Source organism: Paenibacillus paridis (assembly GCF_006345825.1).
GTDB classification, from domain to species: Bacteria; Bacillota; Bacilli; order Paenibacillales; family Paenibacillaceae; genus Pristimantibacillus; species Pristimantibacillus paridis.
The window spans coordinates 272500-294258 of sequence record NZ_VCIX01000085.1 but is presented as its reverse complement, the minus strand read 5'-3'; the positions used below and the strand labels follow the sequence as shown (position 1 = coordinate 294258).

The window sequence follows — 21759 nt, the reverse complement described above, 5'->3', positions numbered from 1 at the left end:
GCTCGCCTGCTGTGCTTTAATGCACTAAACATCTTTGCTCATTATAGTACAGCGCCTCCGGTTTGACAAGAATTCGAGCATCTTGGAAACCGATTTCCCCCCATAAAAACAGGCTGATGGCAGTGTCTTCAAGAAAGACATTTCCATCAGCCTGGGAAGCTTGCCACTGTTAACTGTTTACTGATTTTTTCTCTAAAATGACCATTCCGTCTCTCATGAGCAGAGGATCATTCATAAGCCTTGTCATTTGCCCGCTGTCTACGCCGATAATTTGGGCACATTCCTGAATCGAAATAAAACCACGTCTATAGGCGGCTATTACCTTACGCTTATCCATGAGCTGCTTCATCCTCCAAGTTGTGTACCTTACCACTAGTATAGGAGAAGATGGAAATCGGTATACATGCCGCCCTAGGACTTCCGGTAAAAGAAGGTATCCGCGGTCTCGAAGCCGTACTGTGCTGGCGAGAATATCTGCTCGGTGCTGCCAACAAATAACAATCCGCCAGGCTTAAGCGCTTTGGAAAATTTATGATACAATAAGTGCTTTGCTTCCTCGGTAAAATAAATCATGACATTTCGGCAAACAATGAGGTCAAACGAGCTGTCAAAGGCGTCATGCAACAAATTTTGCTGTTTAAACTGGATGAATTTTTTCAATGTATCCGAAATAAGATAGGCGCCATCCGCTTGCTTAAAATATTTCTGTCGGCAGGTCGGCGGCACGTCTCTCAGCGACCGTTCCAGGTAGCTGCCTTCCATCGCCCGCTGCAGCACATTGGAATCTAAATCCGTAGCAAGCAAAGTAGCGCGGTCAAGCGCCCCTAGCTCAGACAAAATCATGGCCAGCGTATAAGGCTCCTCGCCTGTCGAGCATGCTGCGCTCCATACCTTCAGTCGATTCGTCGCAGCAAGCATTTCCGGAAAGAAACGCTTCTGCAAAATGTCCCAGCGAGAAGGATTTCTCCAAAATTCAGATACATTGATAGTCATACGATCCAAAAATTCATTCAGCATGCTGCGATTTTGTTCGATAGCCTTCCAATATTCCTCGAAAGTCGGAAAACCGTGCTTCATTCGTAGCGTCGTCAACCGTCGTTTCATTTGGGCTTCCTTGTATTGCGACAAATCGATGTCGGTCTTTTGCTTTATTCGAACGATAAACTGTGCAAAATCACGATCCTCAAGCATAGGTTCCTCCATCGCTATTAGGCGGTCAAACTAGATCCACCGTTGAATTGTATGCTCATAGTTGACTAACTCGGACTCGGTAAAATAAATGGCGATTTCTTTTTCGGCATTGGCAACCGAATCAGAGCCATGGATGAGATTGAAATTTGTATGTACCGCAAAATCCGAACGAATGGTGCCCGGAGATGCGTCGAGGGCATCGGTTTTTCCGATCAATGCACGCGTTAGCGCAATGACGTTGTCTCCCTGCCATACCATGGCGAATACCGGGCCAGAAGTGATGAAATCGAGCAGCGGCTCATAAAACACCTTACCCTTATGCTCCTCGTAATGCTTCTCTGCGAGCTCCGGGGTGATTGCCATAAATTTGGCTGCTGACAGCTGTAGTCCCTTTCTTTCAAACCTCGAAACGATTTCGCCTATCAATCCACGCTGAACGCCATCCGGTTTAATCATTAAGAAAGTTCTTTCCATCTACAACCATTCCTTTCTGCTTCTTTTGATTAATAACTACGTTTACCGATAAAATGTGCAATGTCGGACAAGTTCTTTTTCGCTGTCACATTGGGTAATCCCTCTAATGCCAGGAGTGCTTTTTTTATATATCGGTTCGCGAGCTGGTCGGCCAAATCGCCTCCGCTGCTTTTTCGGATCATATCAATGGCCCTGCTGGCATCTTTTTTTCCGCCATGTTCACGAATCAATGAGATTTCGTTAAGGAGCGGCCCCCGAATGTTGGGATCTTGAAGAGCCAGCAGCACAGGCAGCGTAATATTGCCTTGTCTCATATCAGAGCCTGGAGGCTTGCCGATTTGTTTTTCCGTACCATAGAGATCCAGCAGATCATCGCGAATTTGAAAAGCCATGCCCACGTTATAACCGAAGCGGTATAGCCGGTTTGCGGTTACCCGGTCTGTATTCGAGGCCACCGCCCCAAGCTGGCAGCTGATGGCAATCAGCAAGGCCGTCTTGCGTCTGATCCTCAGCAAATAATTTCGAACCGTTTGCTCCGTATTGAAAAAATCACGGATTTGCTCCATCTCGCCGACGCACATTTGCACGAGAGCGTTAGACAATATTTGATGAATTTGCGGATTCGGAAGCTGAGCGGCAATCGATAAGGCTTTGCCGTGAATGAAATCGCCCGTGTACATCGCGATGCGATTGTCCCACTTGGATTTGACGGTAAGCTGCCCGCGGCGGGTATCCGCATCGTCAATCACGTCATCATGCACAAGTGAGGCCATATGGATAAGTTCTAGCGGCACCGCTACCCGCTTCATGACATCAAGCCGGTAATCGCCGAACTTTCCGGCTAGCAGAACAAATATGGGCCTGATCCGCTTTCCGCCTGCCTTGAGCAAATGCAAAGAGGCCTCGCCGAGCAGCACATGCTCATCCGATACGCTTCGCTCAAGCTCCTGCTCGATCTGGTTCAGATCGCCTTTCATCTTTGCATACAAGTCTAGTAGTTTCATTCTTTCACCTATTGGGCAGATTGGTCTTCAAAAAAAGTAAGCTTCACGTCATTCGTCAGCAATCCAAGCTGCTTCGAATAATCAAAGTACAACTTAAGTCCTTCTTGCAGTTTGCTCCCAAAATCATATTGAAGCGAATGAAAATACATCTCCCAGTATGACGCTACTCCGCCAAGCTGCGTGCATGCTTGATCAATTAGCGGGCCAAGATGCGTCTTATTATACTGTTTGCTCGCTTTCAACGCCTTATATACGGCCTGTATAGCTTCAGGAGCTGATTGGGCAGCTTCCCTGCGTGCAGCAACGACCGCATAGGTCATGCCAAGGCCTGTCCACTGATTCCACAATTGCCCTAAATCGATCACATGCAGCCCGTGCTCAAGCCATGAAGCCTGTATGGCAGTATCGCCAATAATAAGGGCTGCGTCTGAAGTTTTCAGCATACTATCGAGATCAGGCGCAGCCGGTATATACTCAGGATTGCATTCGAAATGCAATGTCATCATTATTTTCAATAAATTAACGGAGGTTGCCGAAGTAGTCGTAACCGCAATGCGCTCCGGACGCTTCCTCTCGATCGGTTCCTTTAGGAAAAGAAGAATCGAATTGACATTTCCGACAGAACCTACGGACAGCTCGGGCAAAAGGACATAGTCGTTCGCGTTTTGTCCATAGGAGAAGGACGATATGGCGGATACGTCTAACTCACCGGCTTGAAGCATCCGGTTTAACTCAGAAGGTACGCGCTTGATGACCTCGAAGCCATTCCATTCGGTTCTCTCCTCGAACTGGTGAAACAGCGGCCATGCATTCGCATAGTCAATTCTTCCGATGGTGATCGGGCGACTCTTTATGCCCATTCTGTTCATCTCCCCATCTTCTGTACAAATCATGTTCTATTTCCATATTGTCAAGTATTTTGCCTACTAGAAAATCAATCATTTCATCCATCGATTGCGGTTTGTAATAAAATGCAGGCATCGCCGGAATCATTCTAACGCCAAGCCGCGCAAGGGTTAGCATGTTTTCAAGATGTATCGCATGAAGCGGCGTTTCCCGTGGCACGATAAGCAGCTTACGGTTTTCCTTTATCATGACATCGGCGGCTCTAGTCATCAAATCATCGGAAATACCGTGCGAGATTGACGCAAGCGTCCCCATCGAGCACGGCACAATAACCATTCCATGAACGCGGTATGAGCCGCTGGCGATGCTGGCACCGATATCCGCATTCGGGTGAAAAACGAGCTTGTTTGCAGCCATCGCCTCGCCAAAGCGTTGCTCAATGGCGGCAGAACGGCGGCTAGTTTCCCAGCCCAGCTCCTCTTTAAGCACCCTCCAGCCTGCTTCCGTGATGACCAGATGAACCAAGTAATCCATTTGAAGCAGTGTTTCGATAAGACGGATGCCGTACACGGACCCACTGGCTCCGGTAATGCCGACAACCCACCTTTTCTTCCAACTGGACGAAGCCTGATCAATGCCTTGCGTTACCATTGGTGAAGTACCAATAAGTCAACGATTGTGAAGAGAAATAATACAACGCTGAGCGTTCCGTTCATCCCGAAGAAAGCCGTTTGGACGCGTGACAAGTCGTTCGGACGGACAAGCCAGTGTTGATAAAACAATAAAGTAATCGATAATACAGTTCCTAGCAAATACATCCAGCTTAAATCCGTCATCCAGAACAAAGTAATAAATCCAATAGCCGTTACGATGTGTAGGGAACGGGCAATCCACAGCGCTCCAGCAATGCCAAAGCGTGCGGGAATGGAATGCAGGCCAGCATTGCGGTCATACTCGAAATCCTGCGTAGCATAAATGATATCGAAGCCGGCAATCCACAAAGCAACCGTAATATAAAGCAGCCAAGCAGACAGGTCAAAGCCGCCTGTAATGGCAACCCAGCCACCAAGCGGAGATAGCGCTATGGTAAAACCAAGGAAAACATGGCAAAGCCAAGTGAATCGTTTTGTATAAGAATAAAGCACCAGCATAACGACGGCAATCGGCATAAGCTTCATCGCAATGGGAGCTAAATTAGCTGTTGCGATAAACAGTAGCGCAAAGGATACGATAATAAACAGCATCACCTCTGCTGACTTAAGCAGCCCAGCCGGAAGTGCTCTCTTTTCTGTCCTCGGGTTGCCAAGATCGATTGCCTTGTCAATCAGACGATTCAAGCTCATCGCAGCGCTGCGAGCGCCAAACATGGCGAGCGTAATCCAACCGATTTCTCCCCAAGTCGGGAGTCTCTTCTCCATCACAACCGCGCCTAGTATCGCGCCCATAAAAGCGAACGGCAGTGCAAAAACGGTATGCTCAAACTTAATCATTTCTAAAATAATGCGTAATTTGCGAATCATTGCTATTATTTCTCCTTTGTCCCCATATGCAGCGCAGCGACTCCGCCGGTCAGAGGATATGCCTTCACCTGCTTCAGACCCGCTTCTTCGAACAGCTCAACTAGCTGCTGCCGACCGGGGAATAATTTAAGCGATTCTGGGAGCCATTTGTATTCTTGAAAACTTTTTGCGATTAGTTTGCCCATCAAGGGCAGGATGCGTTCAAAATATAAATTGTACATCGCTTTGAACGGCTGCCAAGTCGGCTTCGAAACCTCTAAGCATACCACCTGTCCGCCAGGCTTTACGACGCGTCTCATTTCCTTGAGCACCTGCAGGTAATCAGGCACATTTCGCAAACCGAAGCCGATCGTAACGAAATCAAACGAATTATCCTCAAACGGGAGGCTCATCGCATTGCCTTGCACCAATTTGATTTGCTTGTTCAAACCCAGCTTGTCTATCTTAATGGCGCCAAAGTCCAGCATGTTTTGACTGAAATCCAGTCCCACAATCTGTCCTTTGCCGCTTGCGTCAGCGAGCGCAATGGTCCAATCGCAAGTTCCGCAGCACAAATCGAGCGCCGTTTGCCCCTGGCTGACATTCATTTTTTTCATCGTGAACTTGCGCCATGCCTTATGACGGCGAAAGCTGATGAGATCATTCATTAAATCATATTTTGGAGCAATTCGTTCAAATACGCCATGCACATGGCTTTTTGAGTTCGTATCCATCTCTCATGTCACCTCGTCTCGTTGAGTGCAGGCGTGCAACCGGTATTTTTGTCTATCAGAGCATTGACGATCGAGGTCAATTCACCGAGCAATACATCCGATTCCAGCTTGCCAGCTAAAGCTAAAACGCTGCTCGCCGATTGTTTCAGCTTCTCAGAAAGCTGTTCACGCAAATGGTATTTTTTATCCAATGCTGAAATAAAGGCGTTATCGCAGCGATGCTGAAGAAGCTGCAAGCGCTCCTCTTCTGTGCCTTCCTGCATAACATGCCAATAAGCCCAGCTTCTTTCGAAACGCTCTAGGCTTTCGCTGCGAAATAGTTCATCCCGCAAAACCTCGCAGCGGCTTATGCCGCTCAGCACCTCTGCCCAGGCGCGCGACAGCAAGCCCTCGAGAACATCAGAAAAAAAGAGGAACATGGTGCTTCTCAACTGCACCATAATTTCTAAATATTGCTCGGCAGTCAGTTTCTGCTGCCGCATCCTTACATAAAGCGTAACTTTCAACCGGTTCACTTCGCAGACCGCGCCGCTGATTTTGGAAATCATCTCAATCTGGCCAGCTTGCGAGAGCAACTGATAAAAAGTAGCGCTAAAGTAATCACCAGCAAGTACCTTGAGCTGCCTAGAACGCATCTCCGGCTCATTTCGTTGATCAGGGTCCGTATCAATTAAATCATGCGTATCCATTCCTAGCTGCACCAAAGCTACAGCAACCGTGTAGAGTTCACTATGACCCTTCAGAGCGGGCTGCTGGTCAAGGAAAGCAACAAGCATGCGGAGCCTTGCATGTGATAAGTCAGGAAGCGTAGTGTGTGCTTGAATCATGTCATAGCCCGTATATTTTTGGGCTATTTCAGGTATTCGGTATGTTTTCATTGGGGAAGCCTCCGAACAGAGAAGCGCAAATCGCCGCTCAATAATCTAAACTATTATAGCACAACTTTTTCTAAAGAACATATGATTGGGCTTGCTTGTTCAACAATTTGCAACATCCCATCCTTTAGCGCTGCAAATTAGAAGTCGGCTTTACAGAAAATCCCTCAGCCTTGCCAAAACGCTCTTCCCAAGCTGTGGTAAAGCTTACTCTTAGCCGTTTGCGCCAAAGCTCGTCATGCACAGGGTCTGCCAGCGGGAGTTGGTTCATTTCCGAAATGAGCCACTCATCCGTTTTCCTCACATCAACGGCCGCTAGTAATACTTCGCCATCCGGTCGTTCTTCTACGAAGCGGATGAGCACTCGCCCCACGTTTTCCAGCTGCAGAAACGAGACGCGGACAAGCTTTGCTACGTCCCCAAACCAAATGACGGGCCTTCCGCTGTTCGTGCTGACCCGCATCTCTACGGATAGGATCCCGCTGTTCCATTCGATTTTTTTCAGCCGTTCGTTTAATTGAATAGAAATAAGGACATCAACTAAATTGCTATTCGTAAGCCGTACAGCCGGAACTGCGCGGAAGACGGCAACGTCGTCGTGCTTTCCGATGCGCTGCCAAGCTGCGTGCGGTAGCCAAATCATCATCAAAGTAACCACAAGCGCAAACATACAAGCGGTTAAAAGCGGTTTTCCGATCTTCAACTCTGCACCTCCAAAAAAAGAACTCATACCTCATTGTACGAGCGTGGCAGGTTGATTATTCGGAAGAATAACAGGCAAAAAAAAAGCAGGCTTGGCCTGCCCTGCTCGTGCTTGCTATTGGTCGGTTTCCATTGTTCCGTATTTCGTCATCACGACCGCTTTTCCCCGAATTTTTATCGCAGAGGTATGATCGGTAAATTGGCAAATTAAGATTTCGTTTTTGTCCAGTTTTTCCGTATGATGAAATTTTGTGTCCAGCCCGCGTGTTAAACCAATGACTTGAACGCCCTGATCCTTTGCTTTTATGACAATATACTCGCCATGTGTAGGCTCCATTGTTATCCCTCCGCATCCGAAATTCCAATCTATCCATGTGAATTATAGTGGATGTAGGGCATTTGTGCAAACTATTCCCGTTAGCAAATAAGCAAAAGACGCCCGAACGGCACCCCGTCTGGACGTCTTCTTGTCTAAGTAAACCATGAGCCTGAATTACTACCCGGTGATAGACCTGCTCTTCAATACGAATGAAGCATTGGCCGCTAAGCGGGCAGCATACGTGGTTTCATGGGCTTAGCCTTAATTGGATACAAGGTCCTTAAGCGATTTACCCGGTTTAAAAGCAGGCGTTTTGCTTGCAGCGATTTCAATCGGGTCTCCCGTTTGCGGGTTGCGGCCTTTACGGGCTTGACGCTCGCGAACTTCGAAGTTTCCAAATCCTACTAGCTGCACTTTATCTCCGCTTTGAAGAGCATCGGAAATTGCATCAAAAACAGCGTCAACTGCTTTCGTTGCATCTTTCTTCGAAAGATCCGTCAATTCAGCTACCTTCGTAATCAAATCTGTTTTGTTCATTGTTTCACCTCCTCCAAAGTGGGCGATATTGCTGCGATATCATCGTGGGCATCTAAACTCTCATCTTATCCCTCTTATTAACGGAAAACTTCAAAAATATACCTTTTGACCGAACAAACCTATAGTAATACAGCCGTTTGCCAATTTCAAGTGGTATCCTTCATTTCGAGCATAACAAATAAAACCGCTCCCTATTTGGCAGCGGCTTATTCGTATGCTAGATTCCATTAGCTACAGGATGATCGCGATTAGACCGCCTGAGCCCTCGTTAATAATGCGTCCCAGCGTCTCCTGCAGCTTGTATCGTGCGTTATCCGGCATCATGGCAATTTTGCCTTGAATGCCTTCTCTCACGATGGAGTGCAGGGAGCGGCCGAATATATCAGACTCCCAAATTTTGATCGGATCATTCTCGAAGTCTTGCATTAAGTATCTCACCAGCTCTTCGCTTTGTTTCTCCGTGCCGATAATTGGAGCGAACTCCGATTCCACATCAACGCGGATCATATGGATAGACGGTGCCGTCGCTTTCAATCTGACGCCAAAGCGTGAGCCCTGCCTAATGAGCTCCGGCTCATCGAGCGCCATTTCCGCAAGCGTAGGTGCCGCAATGCCGTATCCGGTCGTTTTGACCATTTCAAGCGCTTCAGCGAAGCGGTCATACTCCCGTTTGGCATGGGAGAACTCCTGCATTAGCTGCAGCAGATGGTCCTTGCCCCGAATCTCGACGCCGACAACCTCCATCAGAATGCGGTCATACAACTCATCCGGCGCGTACAGGTCGATCTCCGCGACGCCCTGCCCCATATTCATGCCGCTTAGGCCTGCACGGGCAATGAAATCATATTCCATGAACTGCGACACGACGCGGTCCACATCCCGCAGGCGGCGAATATCCTTTACCGTATCCCTGACCGAGCTTTCGTAGTTGCTCCGCAGCCAGTGCCGGTCATTCAGCACCATGACCCAGCTAGGGAGGTTTACGTTCACTTCATGAACAGGGAACTCGTAGAGGACCTCGCGCAGAACCGAAATCACTTCTTCTTCTCCCATTGTCGCCACGCTCAGCGTCATCACCGGGATATCGTATTTGGCTTGAAGCTCGCTCCTCAGTTGCAATGCTTCATCACTCTTAGGACGAGTGGAGTTAATAACCAGCACGAAAGGCTTGCCGACTTCTTTTAGTTCATTAATGACGCGCTCTTCTGCTACAACATAGGAGCTCCGCGGAATTTCCGCGATTGAACCGTCTGTCGTGACCACTACGCCTAGTGTGGAGTGCTCTTGAATCACTTTGCGCGTTCCAATCTCAGCAGCCTCTTGGAAAGGAATTGGCTCGTCAAACCATGGAGTCGTAATCATGCGTGGACCATTTTCATCCTCATAGCCCTTCGCGCCTTCCACCGCATAGCCAACGCAATCGACCAGTCTCACGTTTACCTCAAGTCCATCGGTAACCCTGAGCTGTACCGCTTGATTGGGTACGAATTTCGGCTCTGTTGTCATAATCGTTTTGCCTGCGGCGCTTTGAGGAAGTTCGTCCACGGCTCTTACACGGTCTGATTCATTCGCGATGTTCGGAAGTACGACCGTCTCCATAAACCGTTTAATAAACGTTGATTTGCCCGTCCGGACCGCCCCTACAACCCCGAGGTAAATATCCCCGCCGGTTCTTTCGGCTATGTCCTTGAAAATGTCCACTTTCTCCACTGAATATCCCCTCCCAATTGATTTTTCCGGTTCGCCGCCATCCACCGGTCAATAGGGCAGGCCAGCGACGCAACTCGTACATGCTTTTGGACTAGTATCATCTTATGTTCAAGCTTTCCGATTATGACGATTCTTTCTACGAAATCTTTTTTTCCTCGTTTGCGAGCTTCCCTTCCAAGATTGAAATATATGAGATTAGATCCATATCTATGACCGTAGAATGCAAAAAAAACCTCAACCAGACATGGTCTTGGTGAGGTTTCTTCGATCGGCACCGCAGTGCAGCCAGTATTAAGGTTTTACCGCCTGCGGCTCATTATTGACCAAATGATATGCCGGTGCTTTGACCGGAACAAAATCAGATCCGTCCACAAGCAATGCTCTCAAATCCGTATCTGCATCGATATCCTTGTTTTCATTTTTTTGCACGAATTGCATGATATCTATGCCGTAGTCCGAGTACACGACCCCGTTGTCATCCACAAGGGCTTGAATGGTTTGCCCGGAAAATACGCTTCGAATCGTCGGTGCCGTTTTGTTCATGCCCTTATAATCAATTTGATAAAAACCAGGGTACATCTCTTCTCCCTTTGGCAGCTTGCTGCTCGTTTGGATATAAGACGTCACCCAGCCCTGGATGTCATTAATCTTCTGGAAAGCAACGATATCAAGCAGTTTGATTCGTGGCTTCGTCTCCTCATCAATGACGAGAAAGCTGTAGTTCCCCCCGTTCTCAAACGCGGAGGACGGGATATCAGTCATATAGCCTGTCCGGCCCAGCTTGGCAAAATCAACATAAAACTTCTCATATTTAGGCGTTTCGGCAGTGCTGTTCTTAATTGGCAGCATGCCTGTTTCCTGCTGGTATTGGTCGATGGCCGCTTGTACATTCCGTATGGCCTCCTTCGGAGCAACCTGATTCTGCTTCAGTTGCTCCTTCGGATACATGCAGCCAGACAGCGCGAGCACGATTACAAATAAAGCAACAACAGACGCCGCTGGACGCAAATAAAAACGCGGCCCCCCGTTAAACGTTCGTATCATTTTTTTCACTCCTCCAAGGTTTTCGTAGAAAACCTACTTCGTAAGCATTAACTTAGGTTTTTGTAGAAAACCTACTTCGTAAGCTTTAACTTAGGTTTTCGTAGAAAACCTACTTCGTAAGCATTAACTTAGGTTTTTGTAGAAAACCTACTTCGTAAGCATTCCGCTACCATAAATCGTCGTTTTCTTCCGCTTGGCGGGCAAGCTGTCTCGCGACTGCCGCGCGAAGCGGATCGAGCGGAATATCAACAATCACTCTGCCCGCAACCTTCGCTTGGCAACCAAGCCGGATATGGTCACCCTCAAGCCCCGACAGCTTCCGCCTTTCATTATCCCCAATGGGCAGCAGCTCGCTCTCAGGCCTCACGCTGACCTTGCACATAAAGCAGGCCCCTTTACCCCCGCAGCGGGTAACAATGGGTAAATTAGCGCGTCTGGCGGCGTCTAGCAGCGTCGTGCCGTGCCTCACCTTAATTTTTTTGCCAGATGGCCAAAAGGTAACCTCTCCGTCCATTACAAGCCACCAACCTCTCCGGCTGAAATTAAATGATGAAGACTGCGTTTCGCTTCAATCGTGAACACATTGTTTTGTTCAATGGCAGCAAGAGCTCCTTCATGCTTGGATGGCGATTCGGCAAAGGCTTGAACGATCATGTCCACCCTGTCCGCACGTCCCCGCAAATAATTAAACCACAGCTCATGAGCAAGCGGTACGACCGATGCCGCCAAAGCCGAGCCCTCCAGATAAGCATGGTCTGAGAACGGCAAAAGCAGCTTACGCACCATCGTTTCATAGATGTTGCCGCCAGCCTGAACCCGAAACCCGCCTACCAATTCTACCTGTACTTCATGTACGGTAAAGTGGCACAGCCTAGATCGATACATATCCGTCACGCTTATTACTGGCTCATCGATTGCGAATGAGCTTAACGCCTCATAGAGATCATCCATGTCCTCGTCGTCACAGTAGATATCCAAATCGCGCGGATCAGCAGCCAGCGGAATTCCTCTAAGCATTAAGCTTGTGCTCCCGCCTATGATCCACTGCGAGGAGCTTTGTTCCGTAGCTTGAATAATAGCAGCCAGCGCCTTATGAATGCGTTGCTGTTCGGTCATCGCCGGCACTTCCTTTTATAATCAATGATAAAGCCTCCTGCTGACTTCAACCTCAAAAATAAGTTTTGTTTGCGGCAACGATATTCGCATCCGCATTCTTTATGATCGCTTGGCAGCCCAGTCGGTAGCCTTCGTCAAATTCCTCCGGTTCAAGGCGGTCCCATTCTTCGTCTGTGATTCCCTCTAACTGATCAGCGCCTTCCGTAACCAGGCAGCGGCAGCGCGCACATGTTCCCCTAGCGCATGAAAAGCTCCAATCCACATTATGTTTCATAGCAAGATCCAGCAGCGAGAGGCCGGCTTCCCCTTGAACAATAGCCGTTTTCGTTCTACCCTTTAATTCAATCATTGTATGTCAGAATCTCCCTTTCGGATTATAGTAGCAATTGCTTATGTAAGTTGGCCTAAATAATGGAAATAAGTCCGCATATAAAGCCGATTATCAGTACGATAAACGCAACCAAGGAAAGCACAAATTTCAAGACACCCTTCGTTTTCAAGCGAGCAAACGTAATTAAAAGGGCCGCAATCGCCATCATCCCAATGCCGAATAGCGAAACCCACATCTTAGTCATTGCATCCATAGTAATTCCATTCTCCTAATCTATAGCATAATGAATTCAATATTATTATAACATCGCTTAAGAAAAAAAGCCTAACGGCGTCCTTTCGCGGCGCGATTCATTCCATGAAATATAGAGCTTATATGGCGAAATGGCATACTTACCTGCAGTTCAAAAAAAAGGACAAAAGCTGACAGGGTGCGGCACCGAATACACATCATCGGAAGCACCCTGCGCTTTTGCCGCATAGCTTTATTTTTTCATCATCATTTTCATCAGAGTTTCCATGTTACTCGCGCTCATGCCGCTTGCCTTGACCGCTTTGACGATATCATTGACTGTCGATTCCGCCACTTTTACTTTAGCCATCTCCGACACTTGCTTGATCAGCTTGCGCAGCTCGGTTTCGTCCGTCATCGTTTCTGCGGTAACGCCGCTGGCCAGTTTTTTGACCGAGCTTTCGGTGATGTTCTTGCCTGCTTTTTTATTAATCGAACTAAGAATATCTTTGGAAAAATCCTTCGCCATATCCTACACCTCCAGGATGCGCATGTGTCTTGCTCCATGCATCATATGAGAAGGTAATTGGATTGGTGTAGGCGCTGGTCCTTAGCCTATTTCCTCGATTTCATGCGTACGCAGCCTGCCCATCAGATGCTCGACCGCAGTTCGAGGAGCTTTGTTCGAGAATAACACCTCGTAGAGCTGGAAGGTAATCGGCATTTCGACGTCATATTGTTTCGCCAGTTGGTAAGCGGCGCGAGTCGTGCGAACACCCTCAACAACCATGCCCATTCGACTGAGGACCTCATCTAACGGCGTTCCGTCAGCCAGCATGTAACCTGCACGCCAGTTACGGCTGTGCTTACTTGTACAAGTCACGACCAAGTCGCCGACGCCAGCAAGTCCAGCAAACGTTAGCGGATTAGCTCCCATTGCGGTTCCTAGCCTGCCAATCTCCGCAAGACCCCGGGTTAACAGCGCCGCCTTGGCATTATCGCCAAATTGCAAGCCGTCCGTGAGGCCAGCGCCAAGCGCAATAATGTTTTTAATTGCGCCAGCTACTTCAACCCCTACGACATCCGGATTCGTGTACACTCGGAAATGGGTATTCATGAGCGCATCCTGCGCCTTCTCTGCAGTCTGCAGATTAGCTGACGCGACAACGACCGTGGTCGGCTGCTCGCGCACAACCTCTTCCGCGTGGCTAGGTCCCGACAGGACGACCAAATCTTCCACGGATCTTCCGAGCTCCTCGGAGAGAACAGTCGTCATCCTCTTCAGCGTATCCCCTTCAAACCCTTTGGTGGCATGTACCACCAGCGTATCCGAAGACAAAAATGCCGCAGCTTGTCTTGCAACCTCGCGCATCGCGCCGGAAGGAGCGACAAACAAGGCCAGCTCGGTATTTTCCAGAGCAAGCTTTAAATCTGTCGTAGCACAAATGAGCTCCGGGAGCTTCACGCCAGGCAAAAACTTGCTGTTTTCACGATTGTCGTTAATATCCTGTGCCTGCTCTTCTTTGCGCGTCCATAACATCACGCGATAGCCGTTACTCGCAAGAACAGAAGCCAGGGCAGTTCCCCAGCTTCCCGCAACCAATACTGCCGCCTTTTTCATTGTTGATGGAACAACCTCTGTCATGCTTGCGTTCACTATCCTTTCTTTGCACCCAGCTTGTTCTCCGTGCCTTGAAGCAGCTTTACGATATTCGTCCGATGGCGTACGAAAGCAAATATACAGATCAGAAGACTTGCACAAAGTAAAGGAACGGAAAAATAAAAGATACAAATGAATAATGGCGTTAAAGCAGCGAACAGCAATGAGCCAAGCGAGACATAGCGTGTTAAAGCAATTGCTGCAATTGCAATTACGCCTGCGCAGAGAGCAGGAATAAAGGCAAGCGTTAAGATGACGCCTACAGTCGTTGCAATGCCTTTGCCGCCTTTGAAGCGGAACCAAATCGGCCAGTTATGGCCAATAATGGCTGCAAGTCCGCAAAGAACGGGTATCCAATCATTTTCTCCAAGAACATGGCCAATCCATACAGCCGCAACGCCTTTGGCAATATCCAGCACAAACACCAGTATGCCCGGCCCTTTGCCGAGCACCCTAAGTGTATTCGTAGCCCCTGCGTTGCCGCTTCCATGCTGACGGATATCGATGCCCTTAACCCATTTTGCAATTACGATACTGAATGAAACCGAACCTAACAAATAGCTTAAAGCAATCGCGATTACTCCATATAACAAGCTACTTCTCCCCTAATCTTCTTCGGACTTACGACGTGAGAATATTCGTATTGGCGTCCCTTCAAAATTAAATGCAGCACGAATTTTATTTTCGAGATAACGCTCGTACGAGAAATGCATAATTTCCGGATCATTCACAAATACAACGATCGTTGGAGGTTTGATTGCCACCTGAGTAACGTAGTTAATGCGCAGACGCTTCCCTTTGTCGGATGGCGGCGGATTGATCGCAACCGCATCGGAAATGACATCATTAAGCAGATGCGTTTGAATGCGCATCGCATGCTGTTCCGATACATGATTAACGACAGGAAGCAGCTTTTGTAAGCGCTGTTTCGTCAAGGCAGACAGATAAACGATTGGGGCGTAGGACATAAACAAAAAATGGTCCCGAATATTTTGCGAGAAATTTTGCATCGTCTTCTCGTCTTTGTCAACGACATCCCATTTATTGACTACAAAAATCGATGCTTTGCCCGCTTCATGAGCATAACCGGCAATATGCTTGTCCTGCTCAATAATGCCTTCTTCGCCATTAATCAATACACATACCACGTCGGCGCGCTCAATAGCCTTCATCGCACGCATTACGCTGTACTTCTCCGTAGACTCATAAACCTTGCCGCGCTTGCGCATACCGGCGGTATCAATGAGGACATAGCGCTGCCCATCGCGTTCAAAAGGCGTATCGATTGCATCGCGCGTTGTACCCGCTACGTTGCTCACGATTACGCGGTCTTCACCGAGCAGAGCATTAACTAGCGATGATTTCCCAACGTTAGGACGTCCGATCAGCGCTACACGAATAACATCCTCGTCGTAGCCATCGTCCGTTTGCTCCGGCAACAGGGAAACCGCTGCATCGAGCAAATCGCCAATGCCAAGGCCATGCGATCCAGATATGGCTATGGGTTCGCCAAAGCCAAGACCGTAAAACTCATAAACCTCATCCATTCGGCCTTGATTGTCTACTTTATTTACTGCCAGTACAACGGGCTTGCCAGAACGGAACAGCATTTGAGCAACTTCATCATCCGCATGCGTCAAGCCGGACTTCGCATCGGCCATAAAGATAATCACATCTGCTTCTTCGATTGCAAGTTCAGCCTGCATACGTACAGATTTCATAATTTCATCTTCGCCATCGATTTCAATACCGCCAGTATCGATTATGCTGAACGGTTTTCCATTCCACTCTCCGGTGCCATACAATCGGTCACGAGTGACACCCGGTTTATCCTCAACAATTGCTAAACGGTCGCCGATGACCCGATTAAAAATCGTGGATTTACCCACATTCGGACGGCCGACGATAGCGATAACGGGTCTTGCCATAGTTTGTTTTCCACTCCTTCAAAAATACTCACGTTAACCATCATAGCAAAAAAGTGCGTTCTTGGCTAACTTTTCATATTATCGGTGGTTGACCAGTATGATGGTCCCGTTCTTTAAATCGTGTGCGCTCGCATCTAATATCTTCTCTAGAAGAAACGAAGTTTCCTGTAGCTTCTCTAAATTTTCCGCAATAAAAATGGGAGCTCCTCCCCCAACCGACTCAGGCTTCGTAGATACGACGGCAACAATCTCACCCATGCTCTCCGGCTCCTTTCTTGTTGACCGAAGCTTCAGTCGGCATGCGAACCGCTGATTCCAATATCGGCACCTTCAAAATAACCTGCTTCCCTTTTTCCGAATCGAACTCCTGCGGCAAAATAAAAACGGCAAGCCGTCCGTCCTTCATGTCCAGCTTCGCCATCGGAATAAGCGCCGGCTCCCCATCGTCGCGGTATACCCCCAGAATGGTGGCCACATCGTATAGAATGGCCTGACGCTGACCCAAATTGCTTAACGTAACCTTTCCGTTCGAATTATAGGGGGTTAAAATAAACCCCATTCCCCGTTCAGCGATAATATCCTGGTTAGCCTTTAGTCCGACATTCATAATGTAAACATCATCGACGTACAAATCTGGACCATCCACCCGAACCCTTGCTGTCTCCACTGCAGCAATATGAGCGATGGCTTTGCCTGACTTTAGCTTCTCGACAATGATAAGCGATATGGCGCCTGCCACTATTCCAATCCAGACATTGATCATAATCCCAAATAAACTGGTCAGCAAAGCAGTCATGATAACGAGATAGTTCCTTCCTTCAAATACCATCGCAATCCCTTCGATATAGGTCGAACCTCTGCCAACTAGTTCCATGCTGTCGATTTTGGTCAACGTATCCCGCTCCATCTTACGTACGTCTCTGAACTGCTGGGCAGCCAGAGTCAAGAAAGTGATGGCGGTATAATCTTTATTAAACAAAGCCGGAACGGCGACCGCACCAAGAGCTGCTGCAATGACCCCTAGAGATATGTGGATGATCCTTCCGTGCGGATAGGTTGGATATTGCCTGTAATCCGTTCTCAGCATAAGGAGACGCGAAATAATGCCGAAGGCGATACCCAGTAGCACGCCTACCAAAAATTTATTTTGGACCAGAAAATGCTGCATTACGATGATCGTCCTCCTTTGCTTGGCCAACAAAATCCGTTTAATTTCGTGATTGCTAGCTTGATCCCTTTGACTAATAAACTGAACAAACGTGCAGCGGACAGCGCAACCCAGAAGCTGTCCCACCAGGAGAGCGAGCCGATTTGTGCGGTATACGCTCCGGTCTGAAGAACAGAATTTAAGGCTTCTCCCAGCACGGCACCCCAAATGAGCATACCGCATTGTTGTTTAAACTGAGCTGTAAATGCTCCGCAAAATATGCCCGCAAGCAAGGGTGCATCCCACCTGGGATCAATCCAATAAAAAACAGGATCATAACTATATATTTTTCGGATAAAGCCCCATATTATGGCGATCATTAGTGCACATAATATCAAATAGCCGACATAGCTCCATTCCTCAGTTCCTTTATACGTCGTTATGCTTGTCAATAGAAGCAGCCACACGCTAACATGTAGAGCAGCATGTAAATATTCCGGAGCCGGTGTCCACCATAACGGTACATTGGTCATGGCTAACAAACAAACGCCCATCCATACCTTCAGCATGCGTGGACCAAGATCAGGGGCAATCTGAGATTTCCAGCCCGTGGCGATCAATATAAACAAAATAGTCATAATCCATATCGATAAATATCCCGGATTCACATGCTTTCACCTCTCGTAACCCCTATTATGCACCAAAAAAAAGGAGCTATTCCTGCGGGCATCCGCAGAAATAGCTCCTTCTGTATAAAAGTGATTTATTTAAGGTTTTTAAGCTTGTCGCCGAAACGTTCTGCAAGCGAGTAGCTCATGCTCTCGTTGCTTAGGCTAACGTTCGGATTGTCGATTTTCTCGATTTTTGGCGAACGTGGCGCACGGTCAGGGCGAGCGCTAGGAGCAGCTTGCTCTGGTGCTTCTTCTGTTTCTTTGATGCTAAGGCTAACGCGTTTCTCAGCAGGGTTGAAATCAAGCACTTTCGCTTGAACTTCTTGACCTTCTTGAAGAACTTCGTTAGGAGTAGCAATATGGCGGTGCGCAATTTGGGAAATGTGAACAAGTCCTTCTACGCCAGGAGCGATTTCAACGAAAGCGCCGAATGGAACAAGGCGGCGAACGGTACCTGTTACGATATCGCCAATTGCAAATTGGCTGCCAGCTGAATCCCAAGGACCTGGTTGTGCAGCTTTCAAGCTAAGGCTGATTTTGCCTGCAGCCGGATCAACTTTAAGTACCTTAACGCGAACGGCTTGACCTTCAGCTACAACATCCTTCGGATGTGCAACATGCTGCCAAGAAAGCTCAGATACGTGTACCAAGCCGTCGATTCCGCCGATATCAACGAAAGCGCCGAATGGTGTAAGGCGTTGTACTGTTCCATCAAGCTCTTGACCTACTTCAAGCGCAGCAATCACTTGTTGTTTGCTTTGCTCAAACTCAGCGTCAAGCACTTCTTTTTGGGACAAGATCACTTTGTTGTTTTCACGGTCGATTTCTTTAACCTTTACGCGAAGCGTACGGCCTTTGTAATCGCTGAAATCTTCAACAAAATGGCGCTCAACCATAGATGCAGGGATAAATCCGCGTACGCCTACGTCAGCAACAAGTCCGCCTTTAACAACATCGGCAACAGCAACTTCAAATACTTCGCCGTTGTCAAAGCGTTCTTGAAGAAGATCCCAAGCTTTCTCGCCATCCACTTGACGTTTCGAAAGAACAAGCTTTTCCTTCTCATCGTCGATGCTTACGACTTTAAGCTCAACCTCTTGACCGATTTGAACAGCCTCGCCCGCGTTTTCGATCTGCACGGCAGAAAGCTCACGAATCGGAATGACACCGTCATATTTATATCCAAGGCTTACATAAGCTTGGTTATCTTCGATTTTGACGATCGTACCTTTAACGGAATCGCCTTTTTTCAAAGACACAAAATTATCCAAAGCGTCTTGGCTTACTTCTTCCGCCACGGATTCTTGCACATTAGTTTCTTCTGACATTTGAAATAACCTCCTCAGTTCATACCCCAACTTTATTTAAATCCGCTACCGCCTAGAGCGAAAGCAGCATTTAAAACATAAATTAACGATTGTTTGCAGCAAGCTCGCGAATGCGGGCCATAATCGTGTCTGTTACTTGCTCAAGCATATCCGGTGATGATTCCTCAATAATTGCGGTAAGATCGATTAGCTTGCCATAACAAACGACGATTTTGCTGAATGGTTTGTACTTTCCGATAATCGCAACCGGAACAACGGCAGCGCCGCTTCGAACAGCGATCATTGCTGCGCCTTTCTTGGCCGCTCCTGATTGATTATGTCGCGACCCTTCAGGAAAAATGCCCAGTACGTTGCCTTCTTTCACCATTGCGATAGAAGACTTGATGGCATCCTTGCTAACGCCTCCCCGTTTCACCGGAAATGCGCCGACTGCGCGGATCCCTGGACCGAAAACCGGAATTTTAAACAATTCCTCCTTCGCCATGAAATGCACCTTGCGCTTGATCTTGACTCCTACCGTTGGCGGGTCAAAGTTGCTGAGGTGATTTGAGGCGAGAACGACTGGGCCTTCGGCAGGAATATTTTCCGTGCCTCGCGCTTCCAATCGAAATAACAGGGTGTACAAGACACGCAGGAGAAACCTAAAAAAGTAATATAACATAGTTTACTTCGCCTCCGCCATTTTGGTTCGGCTTAATTTCACAATGGCGTGAATGACCTCATCGATCGTCATGGAGGTGCTGTCGAGTACTACAGCATCAGATGCGCATACTAAAGGTGAAATCTCTCGTTGCTCGTCCAAGCGGTCACGCTCTGCAATCTCCGTTTCCAACTGCTCTAACGTAATGGTTTGGCTGTCCACTATTTCACGGTAACGGCGAAGTGCCCGTTCCTTAACCGATGCAGTCAGAAAAATTTTCAATTCCGCATTAGGCAGTACGTGCGAACCAATGTCCCGGCCATCCATAACGACGCCCTTGCGTTCTGCAAGCCTGCGCTGCATGATGCCTAGAACTTCACGTACCGTTTCATTCGCTGCAAAATAAGACACCTGAAGCGTCACCTCGCGAGAGCGAATCAATGCAGTTACATTTTCACCATTCACGAACACAGACTGGCCTCGCTCACCTGGCTCAAGCTCAATCTCTAAAGATTTTACTAGATCAGCTAGTTTAGCCAATTGTTCAACCGATACCCCGGCTCGCTGCGCAATTAACGTTACAGCCCGGTACATAGATCCCGTATCGATGTAAACATATCCTAGCTGCTCGGCGACTCTTCGCGCAACCGTGCTCTTGCCCGCGCCTGCCGGCCCGTCAATTGCAATGTTCATGCGGTCGCTGTCACCTTCGTGATGCACCACTACAGGTCAACCCCCTTTTAGTAGAGACGGCTGGCCGAATGCATGTAAGAATGCGACGCAAACCTCTCAAGAAAAAAGCAGGCTTTGCCTGCGAACGTGAAAATTATACCACACTATAAACGCAGATGCAAAAGCCCAGCGTCAGTTCAAGCGGGTTCCTTCCCACTGTTCTACACCCGTAAGCCAATGCCTGACTGCATTATTTTGCAATAGTGCCTGTGAGCAAAATAATAAAATAAGCAAAGTTATGATGATTTTTCTTAAAACAGCGCTAACCTCATCGGTTAATCTGACAAGCCGCTTACGGCTTTTCTTTTTTCTGATCAACACATAGAATCTCCCCTTCTTCTTTCAGGGTAGTTTTCCATGGTTATCCTATTTTATTCATCGATTTCGATATTCCAGCTGCTTCTCGAAGCAATAACGAATGACTTTCTGGCGTTCGGAGTCATTGATGCTTTCGTATTTAATCATCGCCTGTTTCCTGCCTGACTCCAGCTCCACAACCCGCACGATTTCCCCTCGGAAAAATGCATGCTCAATAGTGCCGTTCTTAAACGGTACAAGCAGCCAGCATTCTAGCACCATTTCGGCTTCAAGCGGCCATTTCCCATCGGCGATGAATGAAATCCCGCCCCCGCCAACATCATCGGTTTCACATACGAATCGGACTTGATTTGTCATTTTTATAGCAATCTCGAGCTCGGCCGGCACCCTCAGAAAGCTTCGCCGCTGTACTTTCGTAATCCGATCGGGCTCCGGTCTTCGGATTTTAATTAATTTTACCCCGTCTTCTTTGAAGCCGATAACATGGGAGTCAAAATAATTTTTTATTCCATCCTCGGATACAAAAAAAACAGATAGCTCATCGCCTAGAAACAAGCGCTTATAGCGTCCTGTTTTCTCGCTAATCGGAACTTCTATCAGCAATCCGTCTTCTTGCTCATCAGCAATACGCGACTTATATTCGATCGTTGCTTCCGCTTCGTCTGAAGAAGCGATTTGAAAATGCAGCATTTGATTCATTTTAGGCAACAAATTGGCTCCCC

General features: G+C 47.9%; 30 protein-coding genes. All 30 read right to left on the bottom strand.

Translation table 11 applies throughout. From position 1 onward, the window contains the following. Nucleotides 1-169 precede the first annotated feature (169 nt). Entirely contained in the window at nucleotides 170-337 is a 168-nt protein-coding gene (locus tag FJQ58_RS32575; RefSeq protein ID WP_175598024.1) for a hypothetical protein, read from the bottom strand. 74 nt (nucleotides 338-411) lie between these two features. Next, nucleotides 412-1191 (bottom strand): CheR family methyltransferase, encoded by a 780-nt coding sequence (locus FJQ58_RS14895; RefSeq protein WP_139994701.1) that lies wholly within the window; start codon nucleotides 1189-1191, stop codon nucleotides 412-414. A 30-nt stretch (nucleotides 1192-1221) separates the two neighbouring features. Then, the gene (gene ndk / locus FJQ58_RS14890; protein WP_139994699.1) at nucleotides 1222-1665 is read right to left on the bottom strand and encodes a nucleoside-diphosphate kinase; all 444 of its coding nucleotides are present in this window, start codon (nucleotides 1663-1665) and stop codon (nucleotides 1222-1224) included. Between the two features lie 29 nt (nucleotides 1666-1694). Next, nucleotides 1695-2669: a polyprenyl synthetase family protein gene (locus tag FJQ58_RS14885; protein WP_139994697.1), complete on the bottom strand. Its 975-nt coding sequence runs from the start codon at nucleotides 2667-2669 to the stop codon at nucleotides 1695-1697. A gap of 8 nt (nucleotides 2670-2677) precedes the next feature. After that, nucleotides 2678-3529 carry a menaquinone biosynthetic enzyme MqnA/MqnD family protein gene (locus FJQ58_RS14880; RefSeq protein ID WP_139994695.1) on the bottom strand — a complete coding sequence of 284 codons (852 nt, stop codon included), beginning with the start codon at nucleotides 3527-3529 and terminating at the stop codon, nucleotides 2678-2680. Continuing rightward, a complete protein-coding gene (locus FJQ58_RS14875) occupies nucleotides 3489-4166 on the bottom strand; it encodes a UbiX family flavin prenyltransferase (protein WP_139994693.1) in 678 nt (225 codons plus the stop codon). Before FJQ58_RS14875 ends, FJQ58_RS14880 begins: the two co-directional genes overlap by 41 nt. Continuing rightward, on the bottom strand, nucleotides 4160-5035 hold the full coding sequence (locus tag FJQ58_RS14870; protein WP_139994691.1) for a UbiA-like polyprenyltransferase: 876 nt from the start codon (nucleotides 5033-5035) through the stop codon (nucleotides 4160-4162). Before FJQ58_RS14870 ends, FJQ58_RS14875 begins: the two co-directional genes overlap by 7 nt. Before the next feature lie 5 nt (nucleotides 5036-5040). Next, nucleotides 5041-5748 carry a demethylmenaquinone methyltransferase gene (locus FJQ58_RS14865; protein WP_139994689.1) on the bottom strand — a complete coding sequence of 236 codons (708 nt, stop codon included), beginning with the start codon at nucleotides 5746-5748 and terminating at the stop codon, nucleotides 5041-5043. A gap of 8 nt (nucleotides 5749-5756) precedes the next feature. Next, nucleotides 5757-6626 carry a heptaprenyl diphosphate synthase component 1 gene (locus FJQ58_RS14860; protein ID WP_139994687.1) on the bottom strand — a complete coding sequence of 290 codons (870 nt, stop codon included), beginning with the start codon at nucleotides 6624-6626 and terminating at the stop codon, nucleotides 5757-5759. 124 nt (nucleotides 6627-6750) lie between these two features. Continuing rightward, nucleotides 6751-7326: a hypothetical protein gene (locus FJQ58_RS14855; RefSeq protein WP_139994685.1), complete on the bottom strand. Its 576-nt coding sequence runs from the start codon at nucleotides 7324-7326 to the stop codon at nucleotides 6751-6753. Nucleotides 7327-7440: 114 nt separating this feature from the next. Next, on the bottom strand, nucleotides 7441-7662 hold the full coding sequence (gene mtrB / locus FJQ58_RS14850; protein WP_053376668.1) for a trp RNA-binding attenuation protein MtrB: 222 nt from the start codon (nucleotides 7660-7662) through the stop codon (nucleotides 7441-7443). A gap of 243 nt (nucleotides 7663-7905) precedes the next feature. Further along, nucleotides 7906-8181 carry an HU family DNA-binding protein gene (locus FJQ58_RS14845; RefSeq protein ID WP_053376669.1) on the bottom strand — a complete coding sequence of 92 codons (276 nt, stop codon included), beginning with the start codon at nucleotides 8179-8181 and terminating at the stop codon, nucleotides 7906-7908. 231 nt (nucleotides 8182-8412) lie between these two features. Next, a complete protein-coding gene (gene spoIVA / locus FJQ58_RS14840) occupies nucleotides 8413-9891 on the bottom strand; it encodes a stage IV sporulation protein A (protein ID WP_139994683.1) in 1479 nt (492 codons plus the stop codon). A 291-nt stretch (nucleotides 9892-10182) separates the two neighbouring features. Continuing rightward, on the bottom strand, nucleotides 10183-10935 hold the full coding sequence (locus FJQ58_RS14835) for a hypothetical protein (RefSeq protein WP_139994681.1): 753 nt from the start codon (nucleotides 10933-10935) through the stop codon (nucleotides 10183-10185). 166 nt (nucleotides 10936-11101) lie between these two features. After that, nucleotides 11102-11449: a 2Fe-2S iron-sulfur cluster-binding protein gene (locus tag FJQ58_RS14830; RefSeq protein ID WP_139994679.1), complete on the bottom strand. Its 348-nt coding sequence runs from the start codon at nucleotides 11447-11449 to the stop codon at nucleotides 11102-11104. Then, complete coding sequence (locus FJQ58_RS14825) at nucleotides 11449-12051, bottom strand: nucleotidyltransferase domain-containing protein (protein WP_139994677.1); 603 nt, start codon at nucleotides 12049-12051, stop codon at nucleotides 11449-11451. The genes FJQ58_RS14830 and FJQ58_RS14825 overlap by 1 nt, the downstream gene beginning before the upstream one ends. Nucleotides 12052-12103: 52 nt before the next feature. Further along, on the bottom strand, nucleotides 12104-12400 hold the full coding sequence (locus FJQ58_RS14820) for a 2Fe-2S iron-sulfur cluster-binding protein (RefSeq protein ID WP_139994675.1): 297 nt from the start codon (nucleotides 12398-12400) through the stop codon (nucleotides 12104-12106). Nucleotides 12401-12455: 55 nt separating this feature from the next. After that, a complete protein-coding gene (locus FJQ58_RS14815) occupies nucleotides 12456-12635 on the bottom strand; it encodes a DUF2768 family protein (RefSeq protein WP_139994673.1) in 180 nt (59 codons plus the stop codon). A 231-nt stretch (nucleotides 12636-12866) separates the two neighbouring features. Next, nucleotides 12867-13142, bottom strand: a complete 276-nt coding sequence (locus tag FJQ58_RS14810; RefSeq protein WP_139994671.1) for a stage VI sporulation protein F — start codon at nucleotides 13140-13142, stop codon at nucleotides 12867-12869. A gap of 81 nt (nucleotides 13143-13223) precedes the next feature. Beyond that, nucleotides 13224-14234, bottom strand: coding sequence for an NAD(P)H-dependent glycerol-3-phosphate dehydrogenase (locus tag FJQ58_RS14805; RefSeq protein WP_139994669.1), 1011 nt, complete (start codon nucleotides 14232-14234; stop codon nucleotides 13224-13226). A 35-nt stretch (nucleotides 14235-14269) separates the two neighbouring features. Continuing rightward, complete coding sequence (plsY, locus tag FJQ58_RS14800) at nucleotides 14270-14866, bottom strand: glycerol-3-phosphate 1-O-acyltransferase PlsY (RefSeq protein ID WP_139994667.1); 597 nt, start codon at nucleotides 14864-14866, stop codon at nucleotides 14270-14272. A 12-nt stretch (nucleotides 14867-14878) separates the two neighbouring features. Beyond that, nucleotides 14879-16201 (bottom strand): ribosome biogenesis GTPase Der, encoded by a 1323-nt coding sequence (der, locus tag FJQ58_RS14795; protein WP_139994665.1) that lies wholly within the window; start codon nucleotides 16199-16201, stop codon nucleotides 14879-14881. 78 nt (nucleotides 16202-16279) lie between these two features. Beyond that, nucleotides 16280-16459 (bottom strand): capping complex subunit for YIEGIA, encoded by a 180-nt coding sequence (locus FJQ58_RS14790; protein WP_139994663.1) that lies wholly within the window; start codon nucleotides 16457-16459, stop codon nucleotides 16280-16282. Further along, the gene (locus FJQ58_RS14785) at nucleotides 16452-17369 is read right to left on the bottom strand and encodes a YIEGIA family protein (RefSeq protein WP_139994661.1); all 918 of its coding nucleotides are present in this window, start codon (nucleotides 17367-17369) and stop codon (nucleotides 16452-16454) included. Before FJQ58_RS14785 ends, FJQ58_RS14790 begins: the two co-directional genes overlap by 8 nt. After that, on the bottom strand, nucleotides 17369-18016 hold the full coding sequence (locus FJQ58_RS14780) for a YphA family membrane protein (RefSeq protein WP_139994659.1): 648 nt from the start codon (nucleotides 18014-18016) through the stop codon (nucleotides 17369-17371). The genes FJQ58_RS14785 and FJQ58_RS14780 overlap by 1 nt, the downstream gene beginning before the upstream one ends. A 95-nt stretch (nucleotides 18017-18111) precedes the next feature. After that, nucleotides 18112-19347, bottom strand: coding sequence for a 30S ribosomal protein S1 (gene rpsA / locus FJQ58_RS14775; protein ID WP_139994658.1), 1236 nt, complete (start codon nucleotides 19345-19347; stop codon nucleotides 18112-18114). Nucleotides 19348-19429: 82 nt separating this feature from the next. Continuing rightward, entirely contained in the window at nucleotides 19430-20008 is a 579-nt protein-coding gene (locus tag FJQ58_RS14770) for a lysophospholipid acyltransferase family protein (protein WP_139994656.1), read from the bottom strand. Nucleotides 20009-20011: 3 nt separating this feature from the next. Then, nucleotides 20012-20680, bottom strand: a complete 669-nt coding sequence (cmk, locus tag FJQ58_RS14765; RefSeq protein WP_139994766.1) for a (d)CMP kinase — start codon at nucleotides 20678-20680, stop codon at nucleotides 20012-20014. 171 nt (nucleotides 20681-20851) lie between these two features. Next, the gene (locus FJQ58_RS14760) at nucleotides 20852-21040 is read right to left on the bottom strand and encodes a hypothetical protein (RefSeq protein WP_139994654.1); all 189 of its coding nucleotides are present in this window, start codon (nucleotides 21038-21040) and stop codon (nucleotides 20852-20854) included. A gap of 54 nt (nucleotides 21041-21094) precedes the next feature. Continuing rightward, nucleotides 21095-21748 (bottom strand): flagellar brake protein, encoded by a 654-nt coding sequence (locus tag FJQ58_RS14755; protein ID WP_139994652.1) that lies wholly within the window; start codon nucleotides 21746-21748, stop codon nucleotides 21095-21097. Nucleotides 21749-21759: the final 11 nt, after the last annotated feature.

Excerpts from the sequence above, each read along its gene's own strand:
- FJQ58_RS32575 (WP_175598024.1), bottom strand. The coding sequence starts at position 337 with ATGGATAAGCGTAAGGTAATAGCCGCCTATAGACGTGGTTTTATTTCG.
- FJQ58_RS14895 (WP_139994701.1), bottom strand. The coding sequence starts at position 1,191 with ATGCTTGAGGATCGTGATTTTGCACAGTTTATCGTTCGAATAAAGCAA.
- ndk (WP_139994699.1), bottom strand. The coding sequence starts at position 1,665 with ATGGAAAGAACTTTCTTAATGATTAAACCGGATGGCGTTCAGCGTGGA.
- FJQ58_RS14885 (WP_139994697.1), bottom strand. The coding sequence starts at position 2,669 with ATGAAACTACTAGACTTGTATGCAAAGATGAAAGGCGATCTGAACCAG.
- FJQ58_RS14880 (WP_139994695.1), bottom strand. The coding sequence starts at position 3,529 with ATGGGCATAAAGAGTCGCCCGATCACCATCGGAAGAATTGACTATGCG.
- FJQ58_RS14875 (WP_139994693.1), bottom strand. The coding sequence starts at position 4,166 with ATGGTAACGCAAGGCATTGATCAGGCTTCGTCCAGTTGGAAGAAAAGG.
- FJQ58_RS14870 (WP_139994691.1), bottom strand. The coding sequence starts at position 5,035 with ATGATTCGCAAATTACGCATTATTTTAGAAATGATTAAGTTTGAGCAT.
- FJQ58_RS14865 (WP_139994689.1), bottom strand. The coding sequence starts at position 5,748 with ATGGATACGAACTCAAAAAGCCATGTGCATGGCGTATTTGAACGAATT.
- FJQ58_RS14860 (WP_139994687.1), bottom strand. The coding sequence starts at position 6,626 with ATGAAAACATACCGAATACCTGAAATAGCCCAAAAATATACGGGCTAT.
- mtrB (WP_053376668.1), bottom strand. The coding sequence starts at position 7,662 with ATGGAGCCTACACATGGCGAGTATATTGTCATAAAAGCAAAGGATCAG.
- FJQ58_RS14845 (WP_053376669.1), bottom strand. The coding sequence starts at position 8,181 with ATGAACAAAACAGATTTGATTACGAAGGTAGCTGAATTGACGGATCTT.
- FJQ58_RS14835 (WP_139994681.1), bottom strand. The coding sequence starts at position 10,935 with ATGATACGAACGTTTAACGGGGGGCCGCGTTTTTATTTGCGTCCAGCG.
- FJQ58_RS14830 (WP_139994679.1), bottom strand. The coding sequence starts at position 11,449 with ATGGACGGAGAGGTTACCTTTTGGCCATCTGGCAAAAAAATTAAGGTG.
- FJQ58_RS14825 (WP_139994677.1), bottom strand. The coding sequence starts at position 12,051 with ATGACCGAACAGCAACGCATTCATAAGGCGCTGGCTGCTATTATTCAA.
- FJQ58_RS14820 (WP_139994675.1), bottom strand. The coding sequence starts at position 12,400 with ATGATTGAATTAAAGGGTAGAACGAAAACGGCTATTGTTCAAGGGGAA.
- FJQ58_RS14815 (WP_139994673.1), bottom strand. The coding sequence starts at position 12,635 with ATGGATGCAATGACTAAGATGTGGGTTTCGCTATTCGGCATTGGGATG.
- FJQ58_RS14810 (WP_139994671.1), bottom strand. The coding sequence starts at position 13,142 with ATGGCGAAGGATTTTTCCAAAGATATTCTTAGTTCGATTAATAAAAAA.
- FJQ58_RS14805 (WP_139994669.1), bottom strand. The coding sequence starts at position 14,234 with ATGAAAAAGGCGGCAGTATTGGTTGCGGGAAGCTGGGGAACTGCCCTG.
- der (WP_139994665.1), bottom strand. The coding sequence starts at position 16,201 with ATGGCAAGACCCGTTATCGCTATCGTCGGCCGTCCGAATGTGGGTAAA.
- FJQ58_RS14790 (WP_139994663.1), bottom strand. The coding sequence starts at position 16,459 with ATGGGTGAGATTGTTGCCGTCGTATCTACGAAGCCTGAGTCGGTTGGG.
- FJQ58_RS14785 (WP_139994661.1), bottom strand. The coding sequence starts at position 17,369 with ATGCAGCATTTTCTGGTCCAAAATAAATTTTTGGTAGGCGTGCTACTG.
- rpsA (WP_139994658.1), bottom strand. The coding sequence starts at position 19,347 with ATGTCAGAAGAAACTAATGTGCAAGAATCCGTGGCGGAAGAAGTAAGC.
- FJQ58_RS14770 (WP_139994656.1), bottom strand. The coding sequence starts at position 20,008 with ATGTTATATTACTTTTTTAGGTTTCTCCTGCGTGTCTTGTACACCCTG.
- cmk (WP_139994766.1), bottom strand. The coding sequence starts at position 20,680 with ATGAACATTGCAATTGACGGGCCGGCAGGCGCGGGCAAGAGCACGGTT.